This is a genomic window from Erythrobacter sp. S259 (genome assembly GCF_057364965.1).
Genome location: NZ_CP200286.1, coordinates 2,515,890 through 2,535,931 on the forward strand (window position 1 = coordinate 2,515,890; position 20,042 = coordinate 2,535,931).

Sequence of the window (20,042 nt, forward strand, 5' to 3'; positions counted from 1 at the left end):
CCGCCTGCCCCCCATAGACAAGCGGCAATTTGCAAGGCAGACTGCTTGGCAAGAGAGGGAACTTTACAAGGTCCCTTGGGGAGAGAGAACCATGAAAAAACTATTTTGGGCAGCGCCGGTCTTGGCGCTGGGCACTTTGGGTCTGGCATCTTGTGAAGATATGGCCGGCACCAGCGAGGGCGAGATTACCTCTGCAATGCTGCTTGGCGCGGGCGAGGACGACGCCAATTGGATCACCCATGGGCGCACCTATGATGAGCAGCGCTTCTCTCCGCTTGAAAACATCAACTCCGAAAACGTGGGCGATCTGGGTCTTGCATGGTTTGCCGATATGGACACAGCGCGCGGGCAAGAAGCGACCCCGCTTGTTATCGACGGCAAGATGTACCTCACCACCGCATGGTCAAAGGTAAAGGCGTTCGATGCGACCACGGGTGAGCCGCTGTGGGATTACGACCCAGAGGTCCCCGGCGAAACCGGCGTCAAAGTGTGCTGCGATGTGGTCAATCGGGGCCTCGCTGCATGGGGCGACGACCTGTTCCTTGGCTCGCTTGATGGGCGGCTGATCTCGCTTGACCGCGATACGGGCGAGGTGAATTGGGAAGTCGTCACCGTTGATCAGGACATGGCCTATTCCATAACCGGCGCGCCGCGCATCATTGATGGCAAGGTTATCATCGGTAACGGCGGGGCAGAATTTGGCGTGCGCGGATATATCGCGGCGTACGATGTCGAGGATGGCAGCGAGCTATGGCGTTTCTATACCGTGCCTGATGGGACGGAAGGTGACGATGCACCAGAGCATTTGAAGGCCGCCGCTGAGACGTGGAATATGGAAGTTCTCGCCGGTTCCGATGCAATCGGCGGCGGGGGCACGGTCTGGGATTCCATGGCCTATGACCCCGAACTCGATCTTCTCTATTTCGGCGTCGGCAATGGATCCCCGTGGAACCAAGCGTACCGTTCGCCGGGCGAAGATGGGGCGGGAGAGGGCGACAACCTCTATCTTTCCAGCATCGTCGCGGTGCGTCCCGATACGGGCGAGTATGTCTGGCACTATCAGACAACCCCGGGCGAAACATGGGACTACACCGCGACACAGCACATCATCCTCGCCGATATGGAGATCGAGGGTGAAGAGCGTCAGGTTCTGATGCAGGCGCCCAAAAACGGGTTCTTCTACGTCATCGACCGGGCAACGGGCGAGTTTATCTCTGCCGAGGAATACATCCCGCAAAACTGGGCTGAGGGGATCGACGAGAACGGTCGCCCGATCTTCAATCCAGAAGCGCGGTTCGACAAAACCGGTGAGACTGCCTTGGTGATGCCGGGGCCGCTTGGCGGGCACAACTGGCACCCGATGGCGTTCCACCCGGGCGAAGGCCTTGTCTATATCCCAGCGTTCGAGGCTGCTGCCGCCTATGCGCCAGAAACCGATTGGAAGCCCGACCGCGCGCGCGGGTTCAACGTCGGGATTGACCTTGGCGCAGGCGATCTGCCGCCTGATCTGCGCGTTCGCAAATCCATCTATGGCACGGTCAAAGGCAAGCTGATGGCGTGGGACCCTGTGGCGCAAGAAGCGCGCTGGACGGTGGAGTTCCCCGGCCCATGGAACGGCGGCCTTCTGGCCACCGGCGGCGGGCTTGTCTTCCAAGGCAATTCGTCGAGCGAATTTGCCGCCTACAATGCAGGCTCTGGTGAGAAGCTTTGGAGCTTTGCCGCACAGACTGGCATTGTCGCGCCTCCCATCACCTACACCGTTGGCGGTGAGCAATATGTCGCGGTTCTGGCCGGTTGGGGCGGTGCATATGCGCTCGCAGGCGATGGTCATATGATCAAAGACCAGGGGCCAGTGCGCAATATTTCGCGCCTTCTGGTATTCAAGATCGGCGGCGAGGCTGTGCTTCCCGATATGGTGACGCTGGCGGAGCTCCCGCTTGACCCGCCTCCTTCGCGTGCGAGCGCTGAGACGATTGCGCTGGGTAAGGTCAACTACGCCCGCTATTGCGCCGTGTGCCATGCGCCGGCTGCTGTGGGTTCAACGACGCTGCCTGACCTCAGGCGTTCGGGAACGCTCGGCAATGCGACAAGCTGGCAGGCGGTCGTTCACGACGGCATCCTTGCTGACAACGGCATGGCAAGCTTTGCAGGATCAATGTCAAAAGATGAGATCGAGGCGATCCGCGCCTATGTCATCCAACGCGCCAATGAGGATAAGGCACTTGAGGCAGCAAATCAGGCCGCAAACGCGGAGCAGGTGGCGCAGCGCTGAGGGATGACAGGCGATCCAGTCGACATCCGCAATTGGCAGCGGCGCGATGACTTGGTCACCACTTCGGGTAAGCTGTCGCCAAGCGATCCCATTCGGCTGGTGACATTGGGGGTTCGCCATGTCGTCAATCTCGCGCTTGACGATCATGCCGACGCCTTGCCGGACGAGGCCGGTATCATGGCCGCACACGGCATCCAATACACGCATATCCCGGTGCCCTTTACCGCCCCGACACGTGCTCATGTCGCTGCTATGCAGGAGGCCATCACGGCGGGTCCAAAACCGGTGCATATTCATTGCATTATGAACTATAGGGTGACGGCCTTCTTCTACGTGCTCGATTGCAACACTGGACTGACCAAACGTGAGGCAAGAGCGCGCATGGCCAAGGTCTGGGACCCTCTCGCAAGCGATGACCCGCGCGCCGAACCGTGGCGCAGGTTGCTTCTCGACGAACACTAGCCGAACACCAAATTGCCGAGCAGCCTGCCCGGGATCAGCGTAAACGCGCCTGCGATGCATAGCCCGACATAAAGGCCGATCATCGCTGAGCGGTGCTGCGCGATTTTGCCGGTTCGCGCGCACCAAACGGCTATCGGCACATTGATAATCGTCCACACAGTGAAAATGTGGATCGCGCTGTAGCCTGTGCCAGCGATCCCGCCTCCGGGTGCTCGAATAAAGGCGGAGGCAATTGCTGTGATCAGCATCAAAACTGCCCAAATCCGCCCCAAAAGCTTGTGGCGCGCATCGCCTTTTTTGCCCCAAAGGATGAGTGGCCCAAGCAGGAGAGCCGGTATTACGGTGGCCAAGTGAACAGCAACCGGCAAAGTGATCCCTTTTTCGGCCTCCAAGCTCGATGACGCTGCATACCCGCCGGTTTGTGAGACCACGACCATCAATCCAAAGGTAAAGAACACCGTGATAACGGCGGTTATTGCAATATTCCGGGCCAAAACGCGATCTGACATGGTTTGCTTGTCTCCTGACCAAAATTGACGTTACATGTGAGCATTCATGAGCATCGCGTTTTCCCTTGGTCCAGCAATTCAATCTACGCGAGGCGTCGCGAAGATGCGTGGGCGGTCCGACCTTTGCGCGAGGTGTCCGCAAATGGACCGCCCGGGCCAATGACGCAAAGCCGCCGCCTTTCGCGTCCTGAAAGATGGATGGCCGAAGCCGCCATTGTAGCGATCATCGGCTGCCTGATTGCGCTCCTGGGCATTTTTACGCCCGGCGATATGCCTTTGGGCCTGCGCATGGCGTTCTGGATTGTCGGAAGCATCATCGCATGGGGACTGATGAAGGGGCTAGCCCAGTCAGGATCTGCCGCAGCAAAGCTTGTCGGACTGCCAGAGGTTTGGGGCTATGCCATCGCTATCCCAGTGGGATCAGCGCTGATTTCATGGGCCGTTTTGTGGTGGTTTGGAGGGCCAAGCGAGGCATTGGGCGCGAACTTTGCCCGAATTTGGCCTTCGACAATCCTTGTAGGGCTCGGCTTTTTCGGCGTGTTCTATGTCATCTATGCACGGGCCGATTTCAAGCCGATGGGAGAAAATGAGGAATCTGCCAAACCTTGCAATGACGAAACAAAGCTCCACGAACGGCTGCCCGCAGGGTTTCCTGCCATCATCGCGCTCTCAGTGGAGGACCACTACACCCGGGTGCATGCAGCTGGGCGTTCGCAGATGGTGCTAATGCCGCTTAGCGAAGCTATTACTCTCATGCCTGAGGGACACGGCCAGCAAGTCCACCGCAGCTGGTGGGCCGCGCGCAGTGCGGTGGTCAGCCAAAGACGTGAGGGGCGCGACATCAAGCTGATCCTCGAGAATGAACTCGAAATCCCCGTCAGCCGTAGCAACGTCAAAACACTGCGCGAGGATGGCTGGCTAGGCTAGCCTTCCGCGAAGAAGTTGAGTTCCAACAGCACGTTGTTGGGGTCTGTCGTGAAAATCTGGGTGAGGCCTATCGCGGGCACTTCATTGACGGTGAAGTCAGCCCCACGCGCCTCTAGCCGCGCTTTGACCGTCTCCAAACCCTCACACCGCAAAGCCACATGGTGGATCGCCCCGGTTGCTGCGCCAGACTCCAGCGGGCGCTTATAAGTGCTCGGGAAATCGACCGAGTTGATGTGCAAGATCGCCTGACCAACTGCATCATACATCCAGCGCACCTGATCAGGGCGCATAGAAGGCGGTCCATCGCGTTCTTCAAGGTCGAGAAGGTCTGCATAAAACCGCGCAGTGCCGCCAAGGTCTTGGGTGACGATGTTCACATGGTCGAGGCGCTGAACGATCATATTACCCCCTAAAAACCACCGTTCGATTGCCGTTCATCAGCACGCGCTCGCCTGCAAACAGGCGCACCGCTTCGGCAAGCACGCGGCGTTCGATATCGCGGCCTTTGCGCACCAGATCGGCAGGGCTGTCGGCATGGGTGATGCGCTCCACGTCTTGGTGAATGATCGGCCCTTCATCAAGGTCAGCGGTCACAAAGTGAGCGGTCGCCCCGATGATCTTGACCCCGCGCGCGTGAGCTTGGTGATAAGGCTTTGCACCTTTGAAGCCGGGCAAGAAAGAGTGGTGAATGTTGATGCACTGTCCCGAAAAATGCGCAGACTGTTCGTCCGACAGGATCTGCATATAACGCGCGAGCACGATCAACTCTGCTTGCGTTTCCTCAGCGATTTCACGCACCCGCGCTTCGGCCTCGGGTTTTGTTTCTTTGGTCACCGGCACATGGTGGAAAGGGATCTCGCCAATATCGGTGCGGATCGCCACCTCGCGCGGGTGGTTCGAGATGATTGCCACCACCTCGATATTGAGCTCTCCCATGCGCAGGCGATAAAGCAGGTCGACGAGGCAATGGTCGCCTTTGGAGACCATGATGATCACACGGCGCGGACGGCTTTCCGCTACGATCTCCCAATCCATCGCATATTCGCCTGCGAGCTTCGCAAACGCCCCGCGCAGTTCGTCAGAGGTCGTGCCGGTAGGGTCGAACGCCACGCGCATAAAGAAGCGGTCAGAGGTCTCATCGCGAAATTGCTGCGCATCAAGGACGTTGCAGCCGCGCTCGTAAAGAGAGGCGGTCACGCGGGCGGTGATGCCCGGCTGATCAGCGCAAGTTAGCGTCAGGACTAAAGGGTCACTCATCCCGGGTTCGATCACATCTTCATGCGAGCAGACTGGCCGTCGTCGACTTTGATGACAGCTCCGGTCACGCATTCGCTCGAAGGGCTCACCAGATAGAGCAGCGTTGAGTCCATTTGCGCCGGGACCGGCACTCTCTTGCGTGCCAGCATAGGGCGCGGGTCGCCGATGCGTTCAAACATGCCATCAGTCATTTCGGTCACGAACATTCCGGGGCAAATCGCATTAACATTGATATTGGCATAGCCCCATTCGACGCTGAGCGTTTCAGTCATCCGGGCAAGCGCGGTTTTGGTGGTCGCGTAAAGCGCGGCGCCCCCGCCATCATAGCGATAGTGCGCGGTCGAAGAGATATTGACGATGCGCCCCGGTTTCTTGGCAGCCAAGAGCCGCCGCGCCACTTCGCAGGACAGAATCCATGGTGCACGAAGGTTCACGCCGAGTACCCGGTCGATCAGCTCAAGCTCCATTTTGTGCGCGCGCTGCGCATCGGGGATACCCGCATTGTTGATAAGGATATCGACAAGGCCGAGTTCGCGCTCAGCTGTCTCAACCGCATTCACCAAGGCGTCCGCATCGGTCGCATCCATGGCGATGGCGACGGCCTTACCGCCGCCTGCGTTGATTTTCGCTGCAAGCGCTTCGAGCCGGTCAACACGCCGCGCGCACAGGGCGACAGCCGCGCCCTGGCTCGCCAGCACGCGGGCAAACCGCTCGCCAAAACCTGAGGAGGCACCGGTGACCAAAGCCACGCTACCCGAAAGATCGGTCGATGCATTGGGGAGAGGAAAATCTTCGGGCTGGTCGTCACTCATCGGCGAAATCTACCTTCCTGTCAGAGCCGCTTCGCACTGGTCCATCAGCTCAGCGATGATGTCAGCGACAGGCTCTTCCTTGGTCACCATGCCGACCGATTGGCCTGCCATGATCGAGCCGTTTTCAATGTCGCCATCGACGACCGCGCGGCGAAGGGCGCCTGCCCAAAAGTGTTCGATCTCAAGCTGCGCTTCGCCCATATCCACCTCTTCGCGGTCGAGCATTCCAGCGACTTCGATCTGCTTTTTCGTGAACTCTTCGGTGCCTTTGTTCTTAAGTGCGCGCACCGGGATCACGGGAAGGCGCGGGTCAACTTGAACGCTAGCCTCGGCATCGCGGGCTTTGGCGCGGAAAAAGGCCTTTTTGAAATGATCATGCGCGATGCTCTCAGACGCGCAGGCAAAACGGGTGCCGAGCTGAACCCCGCATGCGCCCATCTCGAGATAGCTCGCAATCGCCTCGCCCCGGCCAATGCCGCCTGCGACAAAGACCACGTGGTCTTGCGCCAGAGCGGGCAAAAATTCCTGCGCTAGCACGCTGGTGGCGACCGGACCGATGTGGCCGCCTGCTTCCATGCCTTCGATCACCACTGCGTCGCCGCCGGACCGCAAGAGCTTTTTCGCAAGCGCCAGCGTTGGCGCGAAAACGATGACCTTGCCGCCAAACGCCTTGATCGCCTCGACGCTGCCCTTTGGCGGGATACCGCCTGCGAGCACGACATGGCTCACCGCATATTTTTTGCAGACTGCGACAAGATCAAACAGCTGCGGATGCATAGTGATGAGGTTCACGCCAAAGGGCTTGTCCGTCATCGCCTTTGTCGCAGCGATTTCTGCGTCAAGAAGCTCAGGCGTCATTGCACCGCAGGCAATCACTCCAAAACCTCCTGCATTAGAAATAGCAGAGACAAGGTTGCGCTCTGACACCCAGCTCATCGCACCGCAAAGGATCGCGGTTTCGCAGCCTAGAAATTCGGTGCCGCGCTGCATCATGGCGCTGGTTTTTAAATAGTTTGTCATAGGTTTGCTCGCTTAAGGGTCGCGCGTGCAAAGATCAATCACGAGTAGGTGATGCGCACCTTGTGTGCCGTAGCGGCAGCGAGGCGGCGTGCCTCGTCAGTGTCACTCCCCGTTGCCAAGGCGGTGGCCATGCGGCGATAGGCTCTTGTGCTTGGTTTGCCGAAAATGCGGATATCGCTTGCAGGGTCTGTCCTGAGGGCATCCGCGACGCCCTCAAACGCAAAATTTGCGCTTTCCCTGTCGGCAAGAATGACAGCGGAGGCCGCTGGCACCGCTTCGATGGCGCTGGGGACCGGGAGGCCAAGAATTGCACGGGCGTGAAGATCAAACTCGGTGAGGCTCTGGCTTGCAAGCGTCACCATGCCGGTATCGTGAGGTCGCGGGGAAAGCTCAGAAAAGATCACCTCTTCGCCGCGAATAAAGAACTCAACTCCAAACAGGCCCCAGCCTCGGCCAGCCCCTTGCAGCGCTTCGACCACGCTAACAGCCATTTCTTGCGCTTTGGCGATTGCACCTTGCGACATTGCGGCCGGTTGCCAGCTTTCCTGATAATCGCCGCGTTCCTGGCGGTGACCGATGGGCGGGCAAAAACTTATGCCACCCGCATGACGCACGGTGAGGAGCGTGATCTCATAATCGAAGGCGATAAATTCCTCGACGATCACCCGCGCCCGGTCGCCGCGCATATTGGCCTGAGCCTTGTCCCATGCCTCTTCGAGCGCGCCCTCACCATCGACCTTGCTTTGGCCTTTGCCTGAGGAACTCATCACGGGTTTGATGACACAGGGGAACCCCGCGTAATCAGCAGCCGCGCGCACCTCTGCAAGTGTCGCAGCATAGCGATAGCGCGAGGTCGTCAGACCAAGCTCTCCAGCAGCCAGGTCTCGAATGGCATCGCGGTTCATGGTAAGCTGGGCGGCGCGTGCGGAGGGAATGACGTTAAACCCTTCGCTTTCAAGTTCGCCCAAGACCTCAGTTCGGATCGCCTCAATCTCAGGGACAATCAGGTCGGGCTGGTGCTTTTCAGCCGCAGCACGCAGTGCAGCGCCGTCGAGCATGGAAAAAACCTCGCGCGCGTCCGCAACCTGCATGGCGGGCGCATCATCATAGGCATCGCAGGCGATTACCCTCGCGCCCAAACGCTTAGCTGAAATGACAAATTCTCGGCCCAGCTCGCCCGAGCCGAGCAAGAGGATAGTGGCGGTAAAGGACATGGCTCCCCCGTAGCGCAAGGGAGGCGCCGCTGACAAATCTTGGACGCGCAATGCCTGATAGTCGAAGCGCGTTATGGGAGCCTTTTGACCGAGCGGTGAATCACCTTTTCCATTGCGCGCTCGACCAGATGCCCGCTCGACAAACAGGAATGCGGCTGGCAAATTGCCGCCTGCATTCCGCCCGCAGCCCGTGCCATAACAAGGCCCAGCTCTGCCTGGCGAATGCTCCATTCTGCGCTCAATTCTGCCCGCGCGACCCCTGCACTTGCGCAAAGTTCAGGCGTGTTGCCATTGGCAGGCATAGCAAGCTTGGCAAAAATGTTCAGCGCATCATTGGCCCATTGCCGCGCTTCCTTGGGAAGCATTCCGGGCAGGACCACGCCGAAGCGCTCTTCATCAATTTGGCCAAGCGTGTGGTGATTGTCCGTCATCGTCTCGAGGAACCGTGCGAACCCCCAGCGGATTTCATCAGCGGTTCCTTGCCCATATTGCATAAAGATCGAGCGCATCCCGTCGATCGCAAACACGGCAAGGCTCACCGTATCGTTCATCGTAATGCTACCGATCAGACTGCTTACGAAACAGCGCCTGTCAGCAAGTCCTGTAAAGGGATCGCTGATGCCGCTCACAACTCTTTTACGCGGGGCTTGGTATTTGTGCTGCACCGATTGCAATACACCTACCGCGCCGAGTTCAGCAGAGCCGTCATTGCCGCTGCGGCGCAGGTCGAGCGCATACCACTGCTCTTGGCCATTGCAGTCTTGCTCTTCTGGCAGCGGGTCCAGATTGTGTACGGGGAACTCAATCGCCATGCCTCCGCTTCTCCCGGCGACGACCTGCTGGAAGTATCTTGAAACCTCAGCCCGGTAGTCCGGCATCGCGATATCGGCGATGTGCGGCATCAACAGAACAGACTGCGGGTCAATGCCCAATAGATTGGCATTGTGTGATGCATCGACCACAAAACCAGCCCGGTCCAAGCGCACCGAAATATCGCGTGCAGCGTCGCCATGCGCCCCGTGAGGCCCTTCCGGCGCGTGACAGCCTTTGTCGAAAATTTGCGTATTCATCTCAGTAGCCCCCGGCAACTCAGCAACAACCCTTGCCAATTCGCTCAACAGGAGAGGCCACGCGTAAACTAACGTTTAACGGTTTTCCTAAGAGAAATCCCTCTCTCTCAAAGATGTAGCCCCACCCCTGTTAGCCATCGTTAAGTAACTGAACTAATTAACGAATCAGCATTGCCTGTGTTTACCATAAAGTTGAGTTTTCGCAGGTTTTTTCCAAAGCCTCGGCGACTCGTGAGAGGCCTTAAACTTCTATCATAATACGTACACTATCGGGGCTCGTTCTAAATTCAGATGCAATACGTAAGCGACATTCCTCAATAAGGTCACTGCCTGTCTGCTCTTCGCCAGAGCCGATAAGTTCGGCCTCCGACACGCCCAAAACCTGCGCGATTGCCGCTAGTCGTTCTTGTAGCGGCCGCGCTTTGCCCTTTTCCCAGGCCCATACCGTTGGCTTGCTGACACCCAGCGCCGTTGCCATCTGATCCAGCGTCAACGAGCGTTCGCGGCGCAAACGGTTGAGGGTCGGTCCAAGCTGGCTGCCGAGGGATGATCGTCCCAAAGAGTGCAGACGTTTCTGCTCTGGCTCAGATTGAGGTTGAGGTTGGTTTTGAGGTTCGGATTGAAGCTGAGAGGCGGCGATCACGCTATCGCTGAGCGCCTCTTCAAATGCGCAGCCATAAAGCCGTTCGCTCACCCAAACGATTTGCGCTGCCACTGAACCGGCATTGGGCAATCCAATCGCCAGCCGTTCGCCTGGCACAAGCTCTAAATCCGTTTCGATCAGGAGACCGGCGGCGGACAGATTGTGGATCGTTACATTGGCTGGCCAGGTGTCTTGGCTCGCACGGCTTTGAGAAACGCCGCTTGTATGGAGCTTCAACGCACGGCGGGGGCGGCTCCTTCCTTCCAGCGTGAGGGCGTCGTTGCTCTGAGTGGAATCGAGATAGGCTTTGAGCGCCATTGCGTAAGGCTCCTGTGTGAGAGCCTCATGTACCGGTTACAATTGTAAAGACTGGGTTAGCAAACAGGGTTAAAACCGGTGAGTTGCAGCTAAGGTAGGCGGATCGGTGCCCCGCCCCAAATGCGCCGGAGGCCAAACGCCCTCAATCCTCCGCATCAAGCCCGTATGCTGTGTGCAGCACGCGAACAGCAAGTTCGGTCTCATCTTCGTCGATCAGCACGCTCACCTTGATCTCAGAGGTCGAGATCGCCTGAATGTTGATGCCGCGGTCCGACAATGCGCTGAACATAGTGCTGGCAACGCCTGCGTGGCTTTTCATGCCCACGCCAACGACGCTGATTTTCGCAACCTTGCTATCGGTGATCACCCGGTTAAAACCAATGCCTTCGCGCTTATCCTCAAGCAGAGCCTGAGCGCGCGCGAGGTCAGCCCCCGGTACAGTAAAGGTCACATCGGTCTCCCCCTTATCGCGCCCGACGTTTTGGATGATCATATCGACGTTGATCGACGCATCGGCGAGCGGGGCAAAGATATCCGCCACAGCGCCCGGTTTGTCCGGCACGCGTGTGAGCGTCACTTTGGCCTCATTTTTGTCGTGAGCGATACCTGTGACCAATTGGCGTTCCATTTCGCCCCTTTCGACCATTTGTTCCATTTCTTCATCCGATACGATCAACGTACCGGGCAGTTCATCGGCGGGCACCGCATCGTCGCCCACAAAGCTGGAGAGCACCTGGATGCGCACGCCCTCTTTCATGGCAAGACCCACAGAGCGCGTCTGAAGAACCTTTGCGCCCACGCTCGCAAGCTCAAGCATCTCTTCGTAAGTGACCGCCTTTTGCTTGCGCGCCTTGGCAACGATGCGCGGGTCCGTGGTGTAGACCCCGTCCACATCGGTATAGATATCGCAGCGATCCGCTTTAACCGCTGCCGCGACCGCCACCGCAGAGGTGTCAGAACCGCCCCGGCCAAGCGTAGTGATACGTCCATCCTCGGATATGCCTTGGAAACCGGGGCAAACCGCGATCTCGCCGCTTTTCATCGAAGCGACCATTTCAGGTGCATCAATAGTGCTCACCCGCGCTTTGGAGTGAGCCTCGACCGTCTTCACAGGCATTTGCCAGCCGAGCCAGCTGCGCGCTTTGCACCCCAGCGATTGCAAGGTGAGAGCCAAGAGCCCGCTGGTCACCTGCTCTCCGCTGGAGACCACGACGTCATATTCAGCAGGGTCATAAAGCGCATTGGCTTCGCGGCAGAAACCCACAAGGCGGTCGGTCTCGCCGGCCATGGCGCTGACGACAACGCCGACTTCGCTGTTTTGCGCCTGCGCGCGCACGATATTGGCGACGCGGCGAATCCGCTCGGTCCCCGCCATCGAGGTCCCGCCGAATTTCATGACGACACGCTGTCTTTTTCTGGGTCTAGCTTCGGCCAAGGCCCTAAAGCTCCTGCTGGTTAGTTGTCCTTATTGATGTCACACTAGTTATGTGGTCGGGGCGCTGCTAACGGGTGATTATGGGAAACGCAAACACACAAAGCACGCAGAACGTAACAATCCGTCCTGAAGAAGCTGCTTTCTTTGCTGATCTTGCGAAAGATTGGTGGAATCCCAAGGGCAAAATGGCGAGCCTGCACCAGGTGAATCCGGTGAGGCTCCGCTTTATCCGCGAGGCGGTGGATGCTCATTTTGGAAGTGACGCACGCGGGATTAAGCCGCTGGCGGGCAAGACGGCGCTCGATATCGGGTGCGGCGCAGGGCTTGTATGCGAACCTCTGGCGCGGCTTGGCGCTGAGGTTACCGGTGTTGATGCGGCGGGCGACAATGTCGCGGCGGCCAGCGCGCATGCCGAGGCAAGCGGGCTCGATATTCGCTATATGATGGGCGAGGTGGCCTCGCTTGATATCGGAACCTTTGACCTCGTCACCAGCCTTGAGGTGGTCGAGCACGTCGCCGACAAGCGCGCGTTCCTTGCCGATGTCACTGCACGGCTTGCACCCGGTGGCCTTCTGGTACTCTCCACCCCCAACCGCACCGCAGCTTCGCGACTCCTTTTAGTGGGCGCTGCCGAAGCGGTCGGATATGTCCCCAAGGGCACGCACAATTGGGAAGACTTTGTGACCCCCGAAGAGCTTGAGGAGATGCTAACCGAAGTCGGCCTGGAGGTGATCGAACGGCGCGGCATTGCATGGCGTCCGGGCAAAGGACTGCACCTGAGCGATGACGAGGCGCTCAACTACATCTTGAGCGCGCGGGCGAAGGACTAACCAGCGCAGGTTGCGAGATGTATCGCCGGAAGCTCGACGCCCATATTGGAGCGCATTTCCACCCTAAAACGCAAGCCGCGCTCCAACAGGTCCGCCATTTCGCGATCAGTACAAAACCCTTTCCTAAATTCTCGGGCCATCGGTGTTGGATCGACAGCCATTTTACCGGTAGGTACGTTCAAAACTTCGATAACCACGGTGTTTTCGCCTTCGGTGCGAGCGCTGGCTGTTGCCCCCGGTAAGCTATCGAGAAGCAGCTCTTTTGCTTCTGAATTGAAGCGTTTTACGGCTTGCTTATTCATTTCTGCCAGAGGCATTTGCGTTTGAACGCCGCAGGCTGAGAGTCCAAAGAGAATTGGTGAAAGAAAAATCCAGCGCATAGTAATCAACCCCAAGACGAACAGTAATTGGGGTCTAGCTATTGGGCATTAAATTTAGATTATACTGGTTTATGAAAATCTGTGTGCGCTCTTTAGAGCTACAGTATTCGCGGCGCCTGCTCCGCGCTCGGCACCCAGCACTCCTCGCGCTTGCCGAACCATTTGTAGCGATTGCGCGCGATCATCTTGTAGACGGGGTCGCGCAAAGTCCGCGGAATGAGCTTAAAGATCAGACTCGCCTTCCAAGGCCATCCGAGCCCCGACCACAAATGCAGCACCGCATCGCTGTTCATCCAAATGCGGCCTCCCTCATGCTCGGGGTCGAGCAGAACGAAGCTTACAGGATCAGCAGGGTCAAGCCCAGCATAACGCATGATCGCGATACCCGGCGCATCCTGCATCGCGGCGAGGCGAAAGCGGCCCTTGACGTCATGCTTCAGAACAAAGCGCGCATTGGCGGTGCACAGGACACACACGCCATCGAATACGATGATTGGCTTGTCGCGCGGGATGCCCGCCGGAAGATCGGCGTCAGTCGCCACCCTCTTGCTCCACTAGCCCAACAAACTCCTTCACATTGTCGGTGAAGAAACCATCTGCCCCGCTCTTAAGCGCGGCTCCCCATAAAAGGCGCCATTGGCCATCATCAGCAGGCCCGCCTTCGCTTTGCAAGGCGGCAGGCAGAAAGCCGTTTTCCTTGCGCAGCGTCCATGGATGCACCTTCAGGCCAACGCTGTGTGCGTCAGCAACCAGAGTGGTCTCAGCCATGGTTTGGGGGTCGAGGACATAGCCAAGCCAAGGGCCAATCCCGTCGGCGTAAGTCGCGAGCTCTTCAAGACCGCTCGGCGTCACCATGTCGGCATAACGCATCTCGGGCTCGTCCACCGGGCCACCTTCTGGGTGGATCAGTTGAACCAGCTTATAGTCGCTGCGCTGGTTAAGGCGGCGAAGCGTGGTCACTTCAAAACACTGGATGAAGATCGGATCGCTGGGCTCAATACCAAGATCGCGCAGCTCGCGCAGCATGAGATCGACCATGTCGATCCCTTCTACTTCGAGCATGAAATTGGGGTGCTTGAGCTCAGGATAAAGGCCAATCTTGCGCCCCGTTTCGGCCTCTTTCGCACGCACCAGCTTCACGATCTCCTCAAAAGTCGGGACCTGATAAAGCCCATTATAGCGGGTGTTCGCCGGGCGGCTGGCGGGCACGCGCTCTTTCGCGCGAAGGGTGCGCAGCTCAGCTAGGGTGAAGTCTTCCGCAAACCACCCCGCGACCCGCTGACCGTCGATGGTTTTTTCGCGCTTGAGGTGCTCAAATTCTTCGCGGTTTGCGACATCGGTCGTGCCCGAAAGCTCGTTCTCATGGCGAGAGACGAGTTTCAGGTCCTTTGTCACCACCAGATCAGGCTCAATGTAATCCGCCCCTTGCTCAATCGCGAGCTCATAGGCCGCGAGCGTGTGCTCAGGCCGGTCGCCGCTCGCCCCTCGGTGCGCGATAATCAGAGGATCAGTGTTAGCCATTGCCGGTATCGGGGCCACCATCAACGCCGCAAGCGCGGTTACAAAAGTAAAGCGGACCATTCATCTTCCTTGAAACCCACGAGGATACCGCCCCCATTTTCGGTGTCGTGTTCAACCACTGGGCGTTTTATCATGGAGGGGTGCTGAACGAGAAGCGTGACGGCCGTGTTACTGTCGGCGGCGCTTGCCTTCTCTTCATCGCTGAGTTTGCGAAAAGTCGTGCCGCGCTTGTTCAGCACCGTGTCGACGCCTTTTGCCGCGATCCAGCTTTCCACTTTGCTCTCGGCTGCGCCTTCTTTTTTGTAATCGTGAAAGGCATATTCCAGCCCCTTCGCATCGAGCCATTTTCTTGCCTTTTTGACCGTATCGCAATTGGGAATGCCGTATAGGTGAATGGTCATAGCCGCTGTCACATCCTTTAGCGGGGCGTTTGATAATGCCCTAGCCTCTATCGCAATCTTGCCCCATCGCCCAGCCTTGAATACGCGGCGCGTGAAGATGCCCGGGCTCGCTCGGTACACGCCGCAGGGAACTTGACGCGGTCCTTAGTGAATTTCGCTAAGACGCGCTCAGAGGTGTAGGGATATCCATAACCGGCCAGCTATCCACAATCACCCTTGCGCGTTATTCTGGCGCTTGCAATCGGCAGCTGGGCGGCGGCTTTCCTGGCAAAGTGTTCGGACGTTTTGTTAGGCGATCCATACGAACCTGGGGTTCGGTAGGCAGCGATCCAATCCGCCGGGCTAATGGCGCCCCAAATGCGCATCGGCGATTGCCACTGCTAACGCATCAGCGGCATCTGATCCGGCGACCTTTGCGCCGGGCAACAGCACTTTGATCATGGCGCCGACTTGCGCTTTATCGGCAGCGCCTGCTCCCACCACAGCTTTTTTGACACGCCTTGCTGCGTGTTCATTCACGCTCAGCATGGCCGCGCCGCAAGCCGCCAGCACCGCGCCGCGCGCCTGAGCCAGTTTGAGGGTCGATTGCGGGTTTTCATTGACAAAAACCTCCTCGCAGGCGGCACGCTCAGGAGCGTAAAGCGCAATCACCTCGGCCACTTCGGTATGAAGTAATGCCAGCCGGTCGGCCATCGGCGCTTTCGAACTGGTTTTGATCTGACCGTTGGCAATATGCGAAAGGCGCGAGCCTTCGCTGCGGATCACGCCCCAACCTGTGCATGTGAGTGAGGGATCAAGGCCAAGGATGATCATCGTTCTTCGATCACTCAAAGCCCTACCAACCAACCAAGTCGCCACGCGACTGCGAGCGCGAAAGCTCCAAGAAGCGCGGCCAGATAGAGCCACTCAAGCTTTATCAAGCGTCGAGTTTTTCCATCACCTCATCGGCGATTGCATAATTGCCCCAAACCGTCTGGACATCGTCATCATCCTCTAGCGCGTCGATCAGTTTGAGTAGCGTGCCAGCCCCCTTCTCATCCATATCGACGGTGAGGTTGGGTTTCCATGCGAGCTTGACCTCTTTGGCCTCACCTAAGGCCTTTTCAAGCTCTGATGAGACACCGTGAAGGCTGTCTGCTGCGGTCCAAATGGTGTGGCCATCTTCGCTGGACTCGATGTCCTCTGCGCCAGCTTCCATCGCAGCTTCAAGGACGGTGTCTTCATCGCCGGCCTCGACCGGATATTCGATCAAGCCGACGCGTTCAAACCCGTGTGCGACTGAGCCTTCCGTGCCTAGATTGCCGCCATTCTTGGAAAAAGCAGTGCGCACAGCGGTTGCAGTGCGGTTGCGGTTGTCAGTCAGCGTTTCGACAATGATCGCGCTGCCGCCCGGGCCGTAACCTTCGTAACGGACCTCTTCGTAATTCTCACCGTCCGCCGCAGCCGCTTTGTCAATCGCGCGCTGGATATTGTCCTTCGGCATGGATTGGCCCTTGGCGGTGTTGACGGCCAAGCGCAGACGCGGGTTCATATCCGGATCGGGCGTGCCCATTTTTGCCGCCACGGTGATCTCGCGGCTAAGCTTAGAAAACAGGTTCGAGCGTTTCTTGTCCTGCGCACCCTTGCGGTGCATAATATTCTTAAATTTGGAATGGCCTGCCATTGAAAAAACTCTTCTTTCGGGCGCTTTCTTAAGCGTGAATTAGTGGGCCTGCCTTAACCCCATGAGCGATATGACGACAACCCCAAACTCTGAACCGTTTGCCGCGCCTCAAAACGAAACCGTATTTGATGGCGAAGGCACAATGGAAGCGGGCCCAATGGAAACGGGCCCAATGGAAACGGGCGCTCTGCAAACAGACGCCGCCCCAGCAGACACCATCACAAGTGAATGGCGGCGCTTGGGTGCGTTTTTGAAGCGCCCCACCCTTGCGGTAGGCTCTCAAAACGAAGGCGCGCTCAAAGTCCTCGCCCGGATTTATGCGCTCGATATAGCGGCCATGGCAGTGCTGATCGGCCTTGCTGGCGCTTTGATTGCGGCGGGGGTTTACATTCCCGAAACAGCGCTTGCCGGGATGGAGTTCACTTGGGAAATCATCCTGCTCGTGGTGATCGGAGCGCCCGTCATGGAAGAAATCGCCTTCCGCGGTTGGCTTTCAGGCAAACCCGCGCCCGTAATTGCGCTGCTCTTGCTAGGTGCAGGTGTCATCGGTGCCGGAGCGCTTCACGTCGCAAGCCCCGCTGTAGCGGGGCTTGCAGGAGTGGCCGGGATTGTCGGCGCGGGCCTTGCTCTATTCTTCCTTTGGAACAAACCAGCCATGGCCTGGTTCGCCAGCGCCTTCCCGTTCTTCTTTTGGTTTTCGACGGTTGCCTTTGCCCTCGTCCACCTTGCCAATTTCGAAGAGGGCTCGCTGGCAATGCTCCTGCCGCTCGTCCTGCCACAATTCATCCTGGGGATGATGCTGGGCTATGTCCGGGTGCGCTTTGCTCTGTGGGCGGCGATCCTGCTTCACGCAGCGCATAATGCCACCGCCCTCAGCGTAGCAGCCCTCGCCGCTCAGTTGGGTTAGATCTTCACAGCCGTCCCACTTGCGCTCACCATCAGCATTGATCCGGTGTCGCCGACCACCTCGTAATCAAGATCAATCGCGACCACCGCATTGGCGCCTTTGCTCGCGGCTTCTGCCTGCAATTCGGCAATTGCTTCATCGCGCGCGTCTTTCAGAATGCGCTCATAGCTGCCCGAGCGCCCGCCCACAATATCGCGGATATTGGCGAACAGATCGCGAAAGAGGTTTGCACCCACGATCACTTCGCCAACGACGATACCGCAATATTCCTGGATCGGGCGGCCTTCAACGCTTGGCGTCGTGGTCACCAGAATGCCGCTCGTGTCTTTCGATGATCCTGCCATCAAAATTCTCCCTGTTTGAATGTATTATACAGATGAAACACGCTTCGAAATTATCAACGGCAGAAGCGCCCGCCTACATCATGCCAAGCGCAGACTTATAGGTCTCCAACACCATATCCTGTTCAGAGCGCTCATCAGGCTTCATCTTCCGCAGCTTGATGATCTGGCGCATGATCTTCGTGTCATAACCAACGGCCTTCGCCTCTGCGTAAACATCGCGGATATCGTCAGCGATGCCCTTCTTCTCTTCTTCAAGACGTTCAATTCGTTCGATCAGCAAACGCAGGCGGTCATCGGTGGCTTCGGCCATCGTATCAATACTCCAGGAGAATCAGTTTCAAGATTTGCCGCTCCCTCTAACAGGCACGCGCAAAGCTTGCAGCTTTTGCTTTGAGGTTTCTCCACCGGTCTACCCACAGCTTGCGCGCCTCTCACGATATTGTAGGATTACAAGCGTGCGAGCGAAGAAACTGGTCAAGTGATGGGGAAACAGCCGGTGGTTATGAGTCCAGATGAATTAGAGGCCGTGCCGACAGAAACCGGAGATGGCGGAAATGTCGCGGTCTTTTGCGGGCACATGTTCAATTCTGGCAGCGAAGCGGAAATCTCGCTGACACAGCGGATCAGCAACCATCTCGACGAGCTCAATATCGCGGTCGCCTATGGCCCGCTCGCGTGCGGCGCGGACATTGTGATCGCAGAAGAACTGCTGAGGCGCGGGGCCGAGCTTAATGTCGTTCTTCCCTTCTCTGAGGAGGACTTCATTGATGAGAGCGTGACATCGGGCGGGCATGATTGGGCAGAACGTTATTGCGCTTGCCGCAACGCTGCCAAATCCATCAACTTTGCAACGCCCAGCGATTATGTCGGCGATGACAATCAATTTGCCTACAACACGCTCTATGCAATGGGCTTGGCGCTCTTGAGGGCGACAAAGCGCGAGTGTGATGCCTACCAAATCGCTGTTGTTTCAAATGAATTTGCAAGCTTTTCTGAAACCGGCAAGGCTGGCACCAAAGCGGATATGAAGCTGTGGCAGGATTTGGGCCGTCAGACCGTCACAATCCCTGCTGGCAACGTCCCGCGCAACTTGCGCTTTCCCACGCGCGGTAAAATCGGGGATGGCACCAAACGCGAAATCCGGTCGATCATCTTTGCCGATTACAAGGGCTTTTCAAGGCTGGGGGAGCGTGAACTGCCTGAATTTATGCATCTTATTATGGGGCGCATTGCCGGGGTGCTGCACGAATACGGCGATCATGTGGAGTTTCGCAATACGTGGGGTGATGCGGTGTATGTGATCGTCGATGAGCCCCGAAAGGCAGCGGCGATTGCGCTCGCACTACAGGATGCGCTTGATGACATCCCCCGCGGGCTCGTTCCCTCTGGTGCGGTAGCGGGGATGCGGATCGGTGTGCATTACGGCCCCATTTGGGTGGGGACTGACCGGATTACAGGCAACCGGCTTTGGTATGGGGGCGAAGTTAATCGTACTGCCCGGATTGAACCAGTGACCCCGGTGGGCGGCGTCTATTGCACTGAGAGCTTTGCCGCAGCGCTGCTTATGGACAATTGCAACGAATGCGCTTTTACCTCTGTGGGCCGCGTCTTGCTTCCAAAGAAATACGGCGAGGTCGAACTTTACCGCCTCGAAAGCGCTGGAGAAGACACTTAGGTTTTGTTTTTGGCTACGCTCGCTTCCATCGCGGCAAGCTGTTCCTCGGTTGCCGGTGTTTGCCTTGTGGCCTTCCATTCATCCACCGGCATGCCATGAATAATCTCGCGCGCGGCCGCCTTATCGCCTTCAAACCCCGCATCGCGAATCCAGTCTGCCAAACAATTGCGGCAAAACCCTGCAAGGCCCATGAGTTCAATATTCTGGGCATCGTGACGGTGCTGAAGATGTCTCGCAAGGCGCCGAAAGGCGGCGGCCGCAATGGCATCATCCAATTGGTCCAGATCATCTTGTGGTTTCGTATGCATGCGGGCTTTTCCTTGAGTTGCAATATGGCTGTGTCATAGCAAAGTCCTCAAGAGGATCGACCAAGGGTTCGAAA

Annotated in this window: 24 protein-coding genes; 6 read left to right on the forward strand and 18 right to left on the reverse strand. The window is 57.8% G+C overall.

Annotation, left to right across the window (positions count from 1 at the left end; genetic code table 11):
* Positions 1–91: 91 nt before the first annotated feature.
* Positions 92–2,272: a PQQ-dependent dehydrogenase, methanol/ethanol family gene (locus AC0V60_RS11865; protein ID WP_486178666.1), complete on the forward strand. Its 2,181-nt coding sequence runs from the start codon at positions 92–94 to the stop codon at positions 2,270–2,272.
* A gap of 3 nt (positions 2,273–2,275) precedes the next feature.
* Complete coding sequence (locus tag AC0V60_RS11870) at positions 2,276–2,734, forward strand: protein tyrosine phosphatase family protein (protein WP_486178667.1); 459 nt, start codon at positions 2,276–2,278, stop codon at positions 2,732–2,734.
* Here AC0V60_RS11870 and AC0V60_RS11875 read toward each other — a convergent pair.
* On the reverse strand, positions 2,731–3,243 hold the full coding sequence (locus tag AC0V60_RS11875; protein ID WP_486178668.1) for a DUF2306 domain-containing protein: 513 nt from the start codon (positions 3,241–3,243) through the stop codon (positions 2,731–2,733). The two genes, AC0V60_RS11870 and AC0V60_RS11875, sit on opposite strands and share 4 nt — an antisense overlap.
* Before the next feature lie 159 nt (positions 3,244–3,402).
* Here AC0V60_RS11875 and AC0V60_RS11880 point away from each other — a divergent pair, with 159 nt between their 5' ends.
* Positions 3,403–4,170 carry a LytTR family DNA-binding domain-containing protein gene (locus tag AC0V60_RS11880; protein WP_486178669.1) on the forward strand — a complete coding sequence of 256 codons (768 nt, stop codon included), beginning with the start codon at positions 3,403–3,405 and terminating at the stop codon, positions 4,168–4,170.
* Here AC0V60_RS11880 and AC0V60_RS11885 read toward each other — a convergent pair.
* The 8 genes from AC0V60_RS11885 to AC0V60_RS11920 form a co-directional block, all read right to left on the reverse strand.
* Positions 4,167–4,571, reverse strand: coding sequence for a VOC family protein (locus AC0V60_RS11885; protein WP_486178670.1), 405 nt, complete (start codon positions 4,569–4,571; stop codon positions 4,167–4,169). The two genes, AC0V60_RS11880 and AC0V60_RS11885, sit on opposite strands and share 4 nt — an antisense overlap.
* 1 nt (position 4,572) lies before the next feature.
* On the reverse strand, positions 4,573–5,427 hold the full coding sequence (gene purU, locus AC0V60_RS11890; protein ID WP_486178671.1) for a formyltetrahydrofolate deformylase: 855 nt from the start codon (positions 5,425–5,427) through the stop codon (positions 4,573–4,575).
* 11 nt (positions 5,428–5,438) lie between these two features.
* Positions 5,439–6,239 (reverse strand): SDR family NAD(P)-dependent oxidoreductase, encoded by an 801-nt coding sequence (locus AC0V60_RS11895; RefSeq protein WP_486178672.1) that lies wholly within the window; start codon positions 6,237–6,239, stop codon positions 5,439–5,441.
* Positions 6,240–6,248: 9 nt separating this feature from the next.
* On the reverse strand, positions 6,249–7,259 hold the full coding sequence (locus AC0V60_RS11900) for an NAD(P)H-dependent flavin oxidoreductase (RefSeq protein WP_486178673.1): 1,011 nt from the start codon (positions 7,257–7,259) through the stop codon (positions 6,249–6,251).
* A 38-nt stretch (positions 7,260–7,297) separates the two neighbouring features.
* A complete protein-coding gene (purT, locus tag AC0V60_RS11905) occupies positions 7,298–8,473 on the reverse strand; it encodes a formate-dependent phosphoribosylglycinamide formyltransferase (protein ID WP_486178674.1) in 1,176 nt (391 codons plus the stop codon).
* A gap of 71 nt (positions 8,474–8,544) precedes the next feature.
* Complete coding sequence (locus AC0V60_RS11910) at positions 8,545–9,543, reverse strand: GGDEF domain-containing protein (RefSeq protein WP_486178675.1); 999 nt, start codon at positions 9,541–9,543, stop codon at positions 8,545–8,547.
* A 241-nt stretch (positions 9,544–9,784) separates the two neighbouring features.
* Positions 9,785–10,504 (reverse strand): helix-turn-helix domain-containing protein, encoded by a 720-nt coding sequence (locus tag AC0V60_RS11915; protein ID WP_486178676.1) that lies wholly within the window; start codon positions 10,502–10,504, stop codon positions 9,785–9,787.
* 142 nt (positions 10,505–10,646) lie between these two features.
* Positions 10,647–11,900, reverse strand: coding sequence for an aspartate kinase (locus AC0V60_RS11920; protein WP_486178677.1), 1,254 nt, complete (start codon positions 11,898–11,900; stop codon positions 10,647–10,649).
* A 119-nt stretch (positions 11,901–12,019) separates the two neighbouring features.
* Between AC0V60_RS11920 and ubiG the strand changes: the two genes are divergently transcribed.
* A complete protein-coding gene (ubiG, locus tag AC0V60_RS11925; RefSeq protein ID WP_486178678.1) occupies positions 12,020–12,769 on the forward strand; it encodes a bifunctional 2-polyprenyl-6-hydroxyphenol methylase/3-demethylubiquinol 3-O-methyltransferase UbiG in 750 nt (249 codons plus the stop codon).
* Here the strand turns inward: ubiG and AC0V60_RS11930 are convergent.
* From AC0V60_RS11930 to AC0V60_RS11955, 6 genes are all read right to left on the reverse strand, one after another.
* Positions 12,766–13,071: a hypothetical protein gene (locus AC0V60_RS11930; protein WP_486178679.1), complete on the reverse strand. Its 306-nt coding sequence runs from the start codon at positions 13,069–13,071 to the stop codon at positions 12,766–12,768. The genes ubiG and AC0V60_RS11930 overlap by 4 nt on opposite strands.
* Before the next feature lie 176 nt (positions 13,072–13,247).
* Positions 13,248–13,691: a thiol-disulfide oxidoreductase DCC family protein gene (locus tag AC0V60_RS11935; protein WP_486178680.1), complete on the reverse strand. Its 444-nt coding sequence runs from the start codon at positions 13,689–13,691 to the stop codon at positions 13,248–13,250.
* Entirely contained in the window at positions 13,681–14,730 is a 1,050-nt protein-coding gene (locus tag AC0V60_RS11940) for a glycerophosphodiester phosphodiesterase family protein (RefSeq protein WP_486178681.1), read from the reverse strand. Before AC0V60_RS11940 ends, AC0V60_RS11935 begins: the two co-directional genes overlap by 11 nt.
* Positions 14,709–15,071, reverse strand: coding sequence for an ArsC family reductase (locus tag AC0V60_RS11945; protein ID WP_486178682.1), 363 nt, complete (start codon positions 15,069–15,071; stop codon positions 14,709–14,711). The genes AC0V60_RS11940 and AC0V60_RS11945 overlap by 22 nt, the downstream gene beginning before the upstream one ends.
* A gap of 342 nt (positions 15,072–15,413) precedes the next feature.
* Entirely contained in the window at positions 15,414–15,884 is a 471-nt protein-coding gene (gene ruvC / locus AC0V60_RS11950) for a crossover junction endodeoxyribonuclease RuvC (RefSeq protein ID WP_486179490.1), read from the reverse strand.
* Between the two features lie 103 nt (positions 15,885–15,987).
* Positions 15,988–16,734, reverse strand: coding sequence for a YebC/PmpR family DNA-binding transcriptional regulator (locus AC0V60_RS11955; protein ID WP_486178683.1), 747 nt, complete (start codon positions 16,732–16,734; stop codon positions 15,988–15,990).
* 70 nt (positions 16,735–16,804) lie between these two features.
* Between AC0V60_RS11955 and AC0V60_RS11960 the strand changes: the two genes are divergently transcribed.
* Positions 16,805–17,641, forward strand: coding sequence for a CPBP family glutamic-type intramembrane protease (locus tag AC0V60_RS11960; RefSeq protein WP_486178684.1), 837 nt, complete (start codon positions 16,805–16,807; stop codon positions 17,639–17,641).
* Here the strand turns inward: AC0V60_RS11960 and AC0V60_RS11965 are convergent.
* Both AC0V60_RS11965 and AC0V60_RS11970 read right to left on the reverse strand, forming a co-directional pair.
* Entirely contained in the window at positions 17,638–17,955 is a 318-nt protein-coding gene (locus AC0V60_RS11965) for a heavy metal-binding domain-containing protein (RefSeq protein WP_486179491.1), read from the reverse strand. The two genes, AC0V60_RS11960 and AC0V60_RS11965, sit on opposite strands and share 4 nt — an antisense overlap.
* 103 nt (positions 17,956–18,058) lie before the next feature.
* On the reverse strand, positions 18,059–18,295 hold the full coding sequence (locus tag AC0V60_RS11970) for a DUF2312 domain-containing protein (RefSeq protein ID WP_223073326.1): 237 nt from the start codon (positions 18,293–18,295) through the stop codon (positions 18,059–18,061).
* A 192-nt stretch (positions 18,296–18,487) separates the two neighbouring features.
* On the opposite strand from AC0V60_RS11970, the gene AC0V60_RS11975 reads away from it, so the two are divergent.
* Positions 18,488–19,660 (forward strand): adenylate/guanylate cyclase domain-containing protein, encoded by a 1,173-nt coding sequence (locus AC0V60_RS11975; RefSeq protein ID WP_486178685.1) that lies wholly within the window; start codon positions 18,488–18,490, stop codon positions 19,658–19,660.
* On the opposite strand, the gene AC0V60_RS11980 is transcribed toward AC0V60_RS11975, so the two are convergent.
* Positions 19,657–19,968, reverse strand: coding sequence for a DUF1244 domain-containing protein (locus AC0V60_RS11980; RefSeq protein ID WP_486178686.1), 312 nt, complete (start codon positions 19,966–19,968; stop codon positions 19,657–19,659). The genes AC0V60_RS11975 and AC0V60_RS11980 overlap by 4 nt on opposite strands.
* Between the last annotated feature and the right edge of the window lie 74 nt (positions 19,969–20,042).

Bases quoted from the DNA above. Each gene is read 5' to 3' on its own strand.
- ruvC (WP_486179490.1), bottom strand. From the start codon at position 15,884: ATGATCATCCTTGGCCTTGATCCCTCACTCACATGCACAGGTTGGGGC.
- AC0V60_RS11895 (WP_486178672.1), bottom strand. From the start codon at position 6,239: ATGAGTGACGACCAGCCCGAAGATTTTCCTCTCCCCAATGCATCGACC.
- AC0V60_RS11980 (WP_486178686.1), bottom strand. From the start codon at position 19,968: ATGCATACGAAACCACAAGATGATCTGGACCAATTGGATGATGCCATT.
- AC0V60_RS11955 (WP_486178683.1), bottom strand. From the start codon at position 16,734: ATGGCAGGCCATTCCAAATTTAAGAATATTATGCACCGCAAGGGTGCG.
- AC0V60_RS11885 (WP_486178670.1), bottom strand. From the start codon at position 4,571: ATGATCGTTCAGCGCCTCGACCATGTGAACATCGTCACCCAAGACCTT.
- AC0V60_RS11910 (WP_486178675.1), bottom strand. From the start codon at position 9,543: ATGAATACGCAAATTTTCGACAAAGGCTGTCACGCGCCGGAAGGGCCT.
- purU (WP_486178671.1), bottom strand. From the start codon at position 5,427: ATGAGTGACCCTTTAGTCCTGACGCTAACTTGCGCTGATCAGCCGGGC.
- AC0V60_RS11880 (WP_486178669.1), top strand. From the start codon at position 3,403: ATGACGCAAAGCCGCCGCCTTTCGCGTCCTGAAAGATGGATGGCCGAA.
- AC0V60_RS11970 (WP_223073326.1), bottom strand. From the start codon at position 18,295: ATGGCCGAAGCCACCGATGACCGCCTGCGTTTGCTGATCGAACGAATT.
- AC0V60_RS11875 (WP_486178668.1), bottom strand. From the start codon at position 3,243: ATGTCAGATCGCGTTTTGGCCCGGAATATTGCAATAACCGCCGTTATC.
- AC0V60_RS11865 (WP_486178666.1), top strand. From the start codon at position 92: ATGAAAAAACTATTTTGGGCAGCGCCGGTCTTGGCGCTGGGCACTTTG.
- AC0V60_RS11945 (WP_486178682.1), bottom strand. From the start codon at position 15,071: ATGACCATTCACCTATACGGCATTCCCAATTGCGATACGGTCAAAAAG.
- AC0V60_RS11870 (WP_486178667.1), top strand. From the start codon at position 2,276: ATGACAGGCGATCCAGTCGACATCCGCAATTGGCAGCGGCGCGATGAC.
- AC0V60_RS11915 (WP_486178676.1), bottom strand. From the start codon at position 10,504: ATGGCGCTCAAAGCCTATCTCGATTCCACTCAGAGCAACGACGCCCTC.
- ubiG (WP_486178678.1), top strand. From the start codon at position 12,020: ATGGGAAACGCAAACACACAAAGCACGCAGAACGTAACAATCCGTCCT.
- AC0V60_RS11940 (WP_486178681.1), bottom strand. From the start codon at position 14,730: ATGGTCCGCTTTACTTTTGTAACCGCGCTTGCGGCGTTGATGGTGGCC.
- AC0V60_RS11960 (WP_486178684.1), top strand. From the start codon at position 16,805: ATGACGACAACCCCAAACTCTGAACCGTTTGCCGCGCCTCAAAACGAA.
- AC0V60_RS11900 (WP_486178673.1), bottom strand. From the start codon at position 7,259: ATGACAAACTATTTAAAAACCAGCGCCATGATGCAGCGCGGCACCGAA.
- AC0V60_RS11975 (WP_486178685.1), top strand. From the start codon at position 18,488: ATGAGTCCAGATGAATTAGAGGCCGTGCCGACAGAAACCGGAGATGGC.
- AC0V60_RS11930 (WP_486178679.1), bottom strand. From the start codon at position 13,071: ATGAATAAGCAAGCCGTAAAACGCTTCAATTCAGAAGCAAAAGAGCTG.
- AC0V60_RS11920 (WP_486178677.1), bottom strand. From the start codon at position 11,900: ATGAAATTCGGCGGGACCTCGATGGCGGGGACCGAGCGGATTCGCCGC.
- purT (WP_486178674.1), bottom strand. From the start codon at position 8,473: ATGTCCTTTACCGCCACTATCCTCTTGCTCGGCTCGGGCGAGCTGGGC.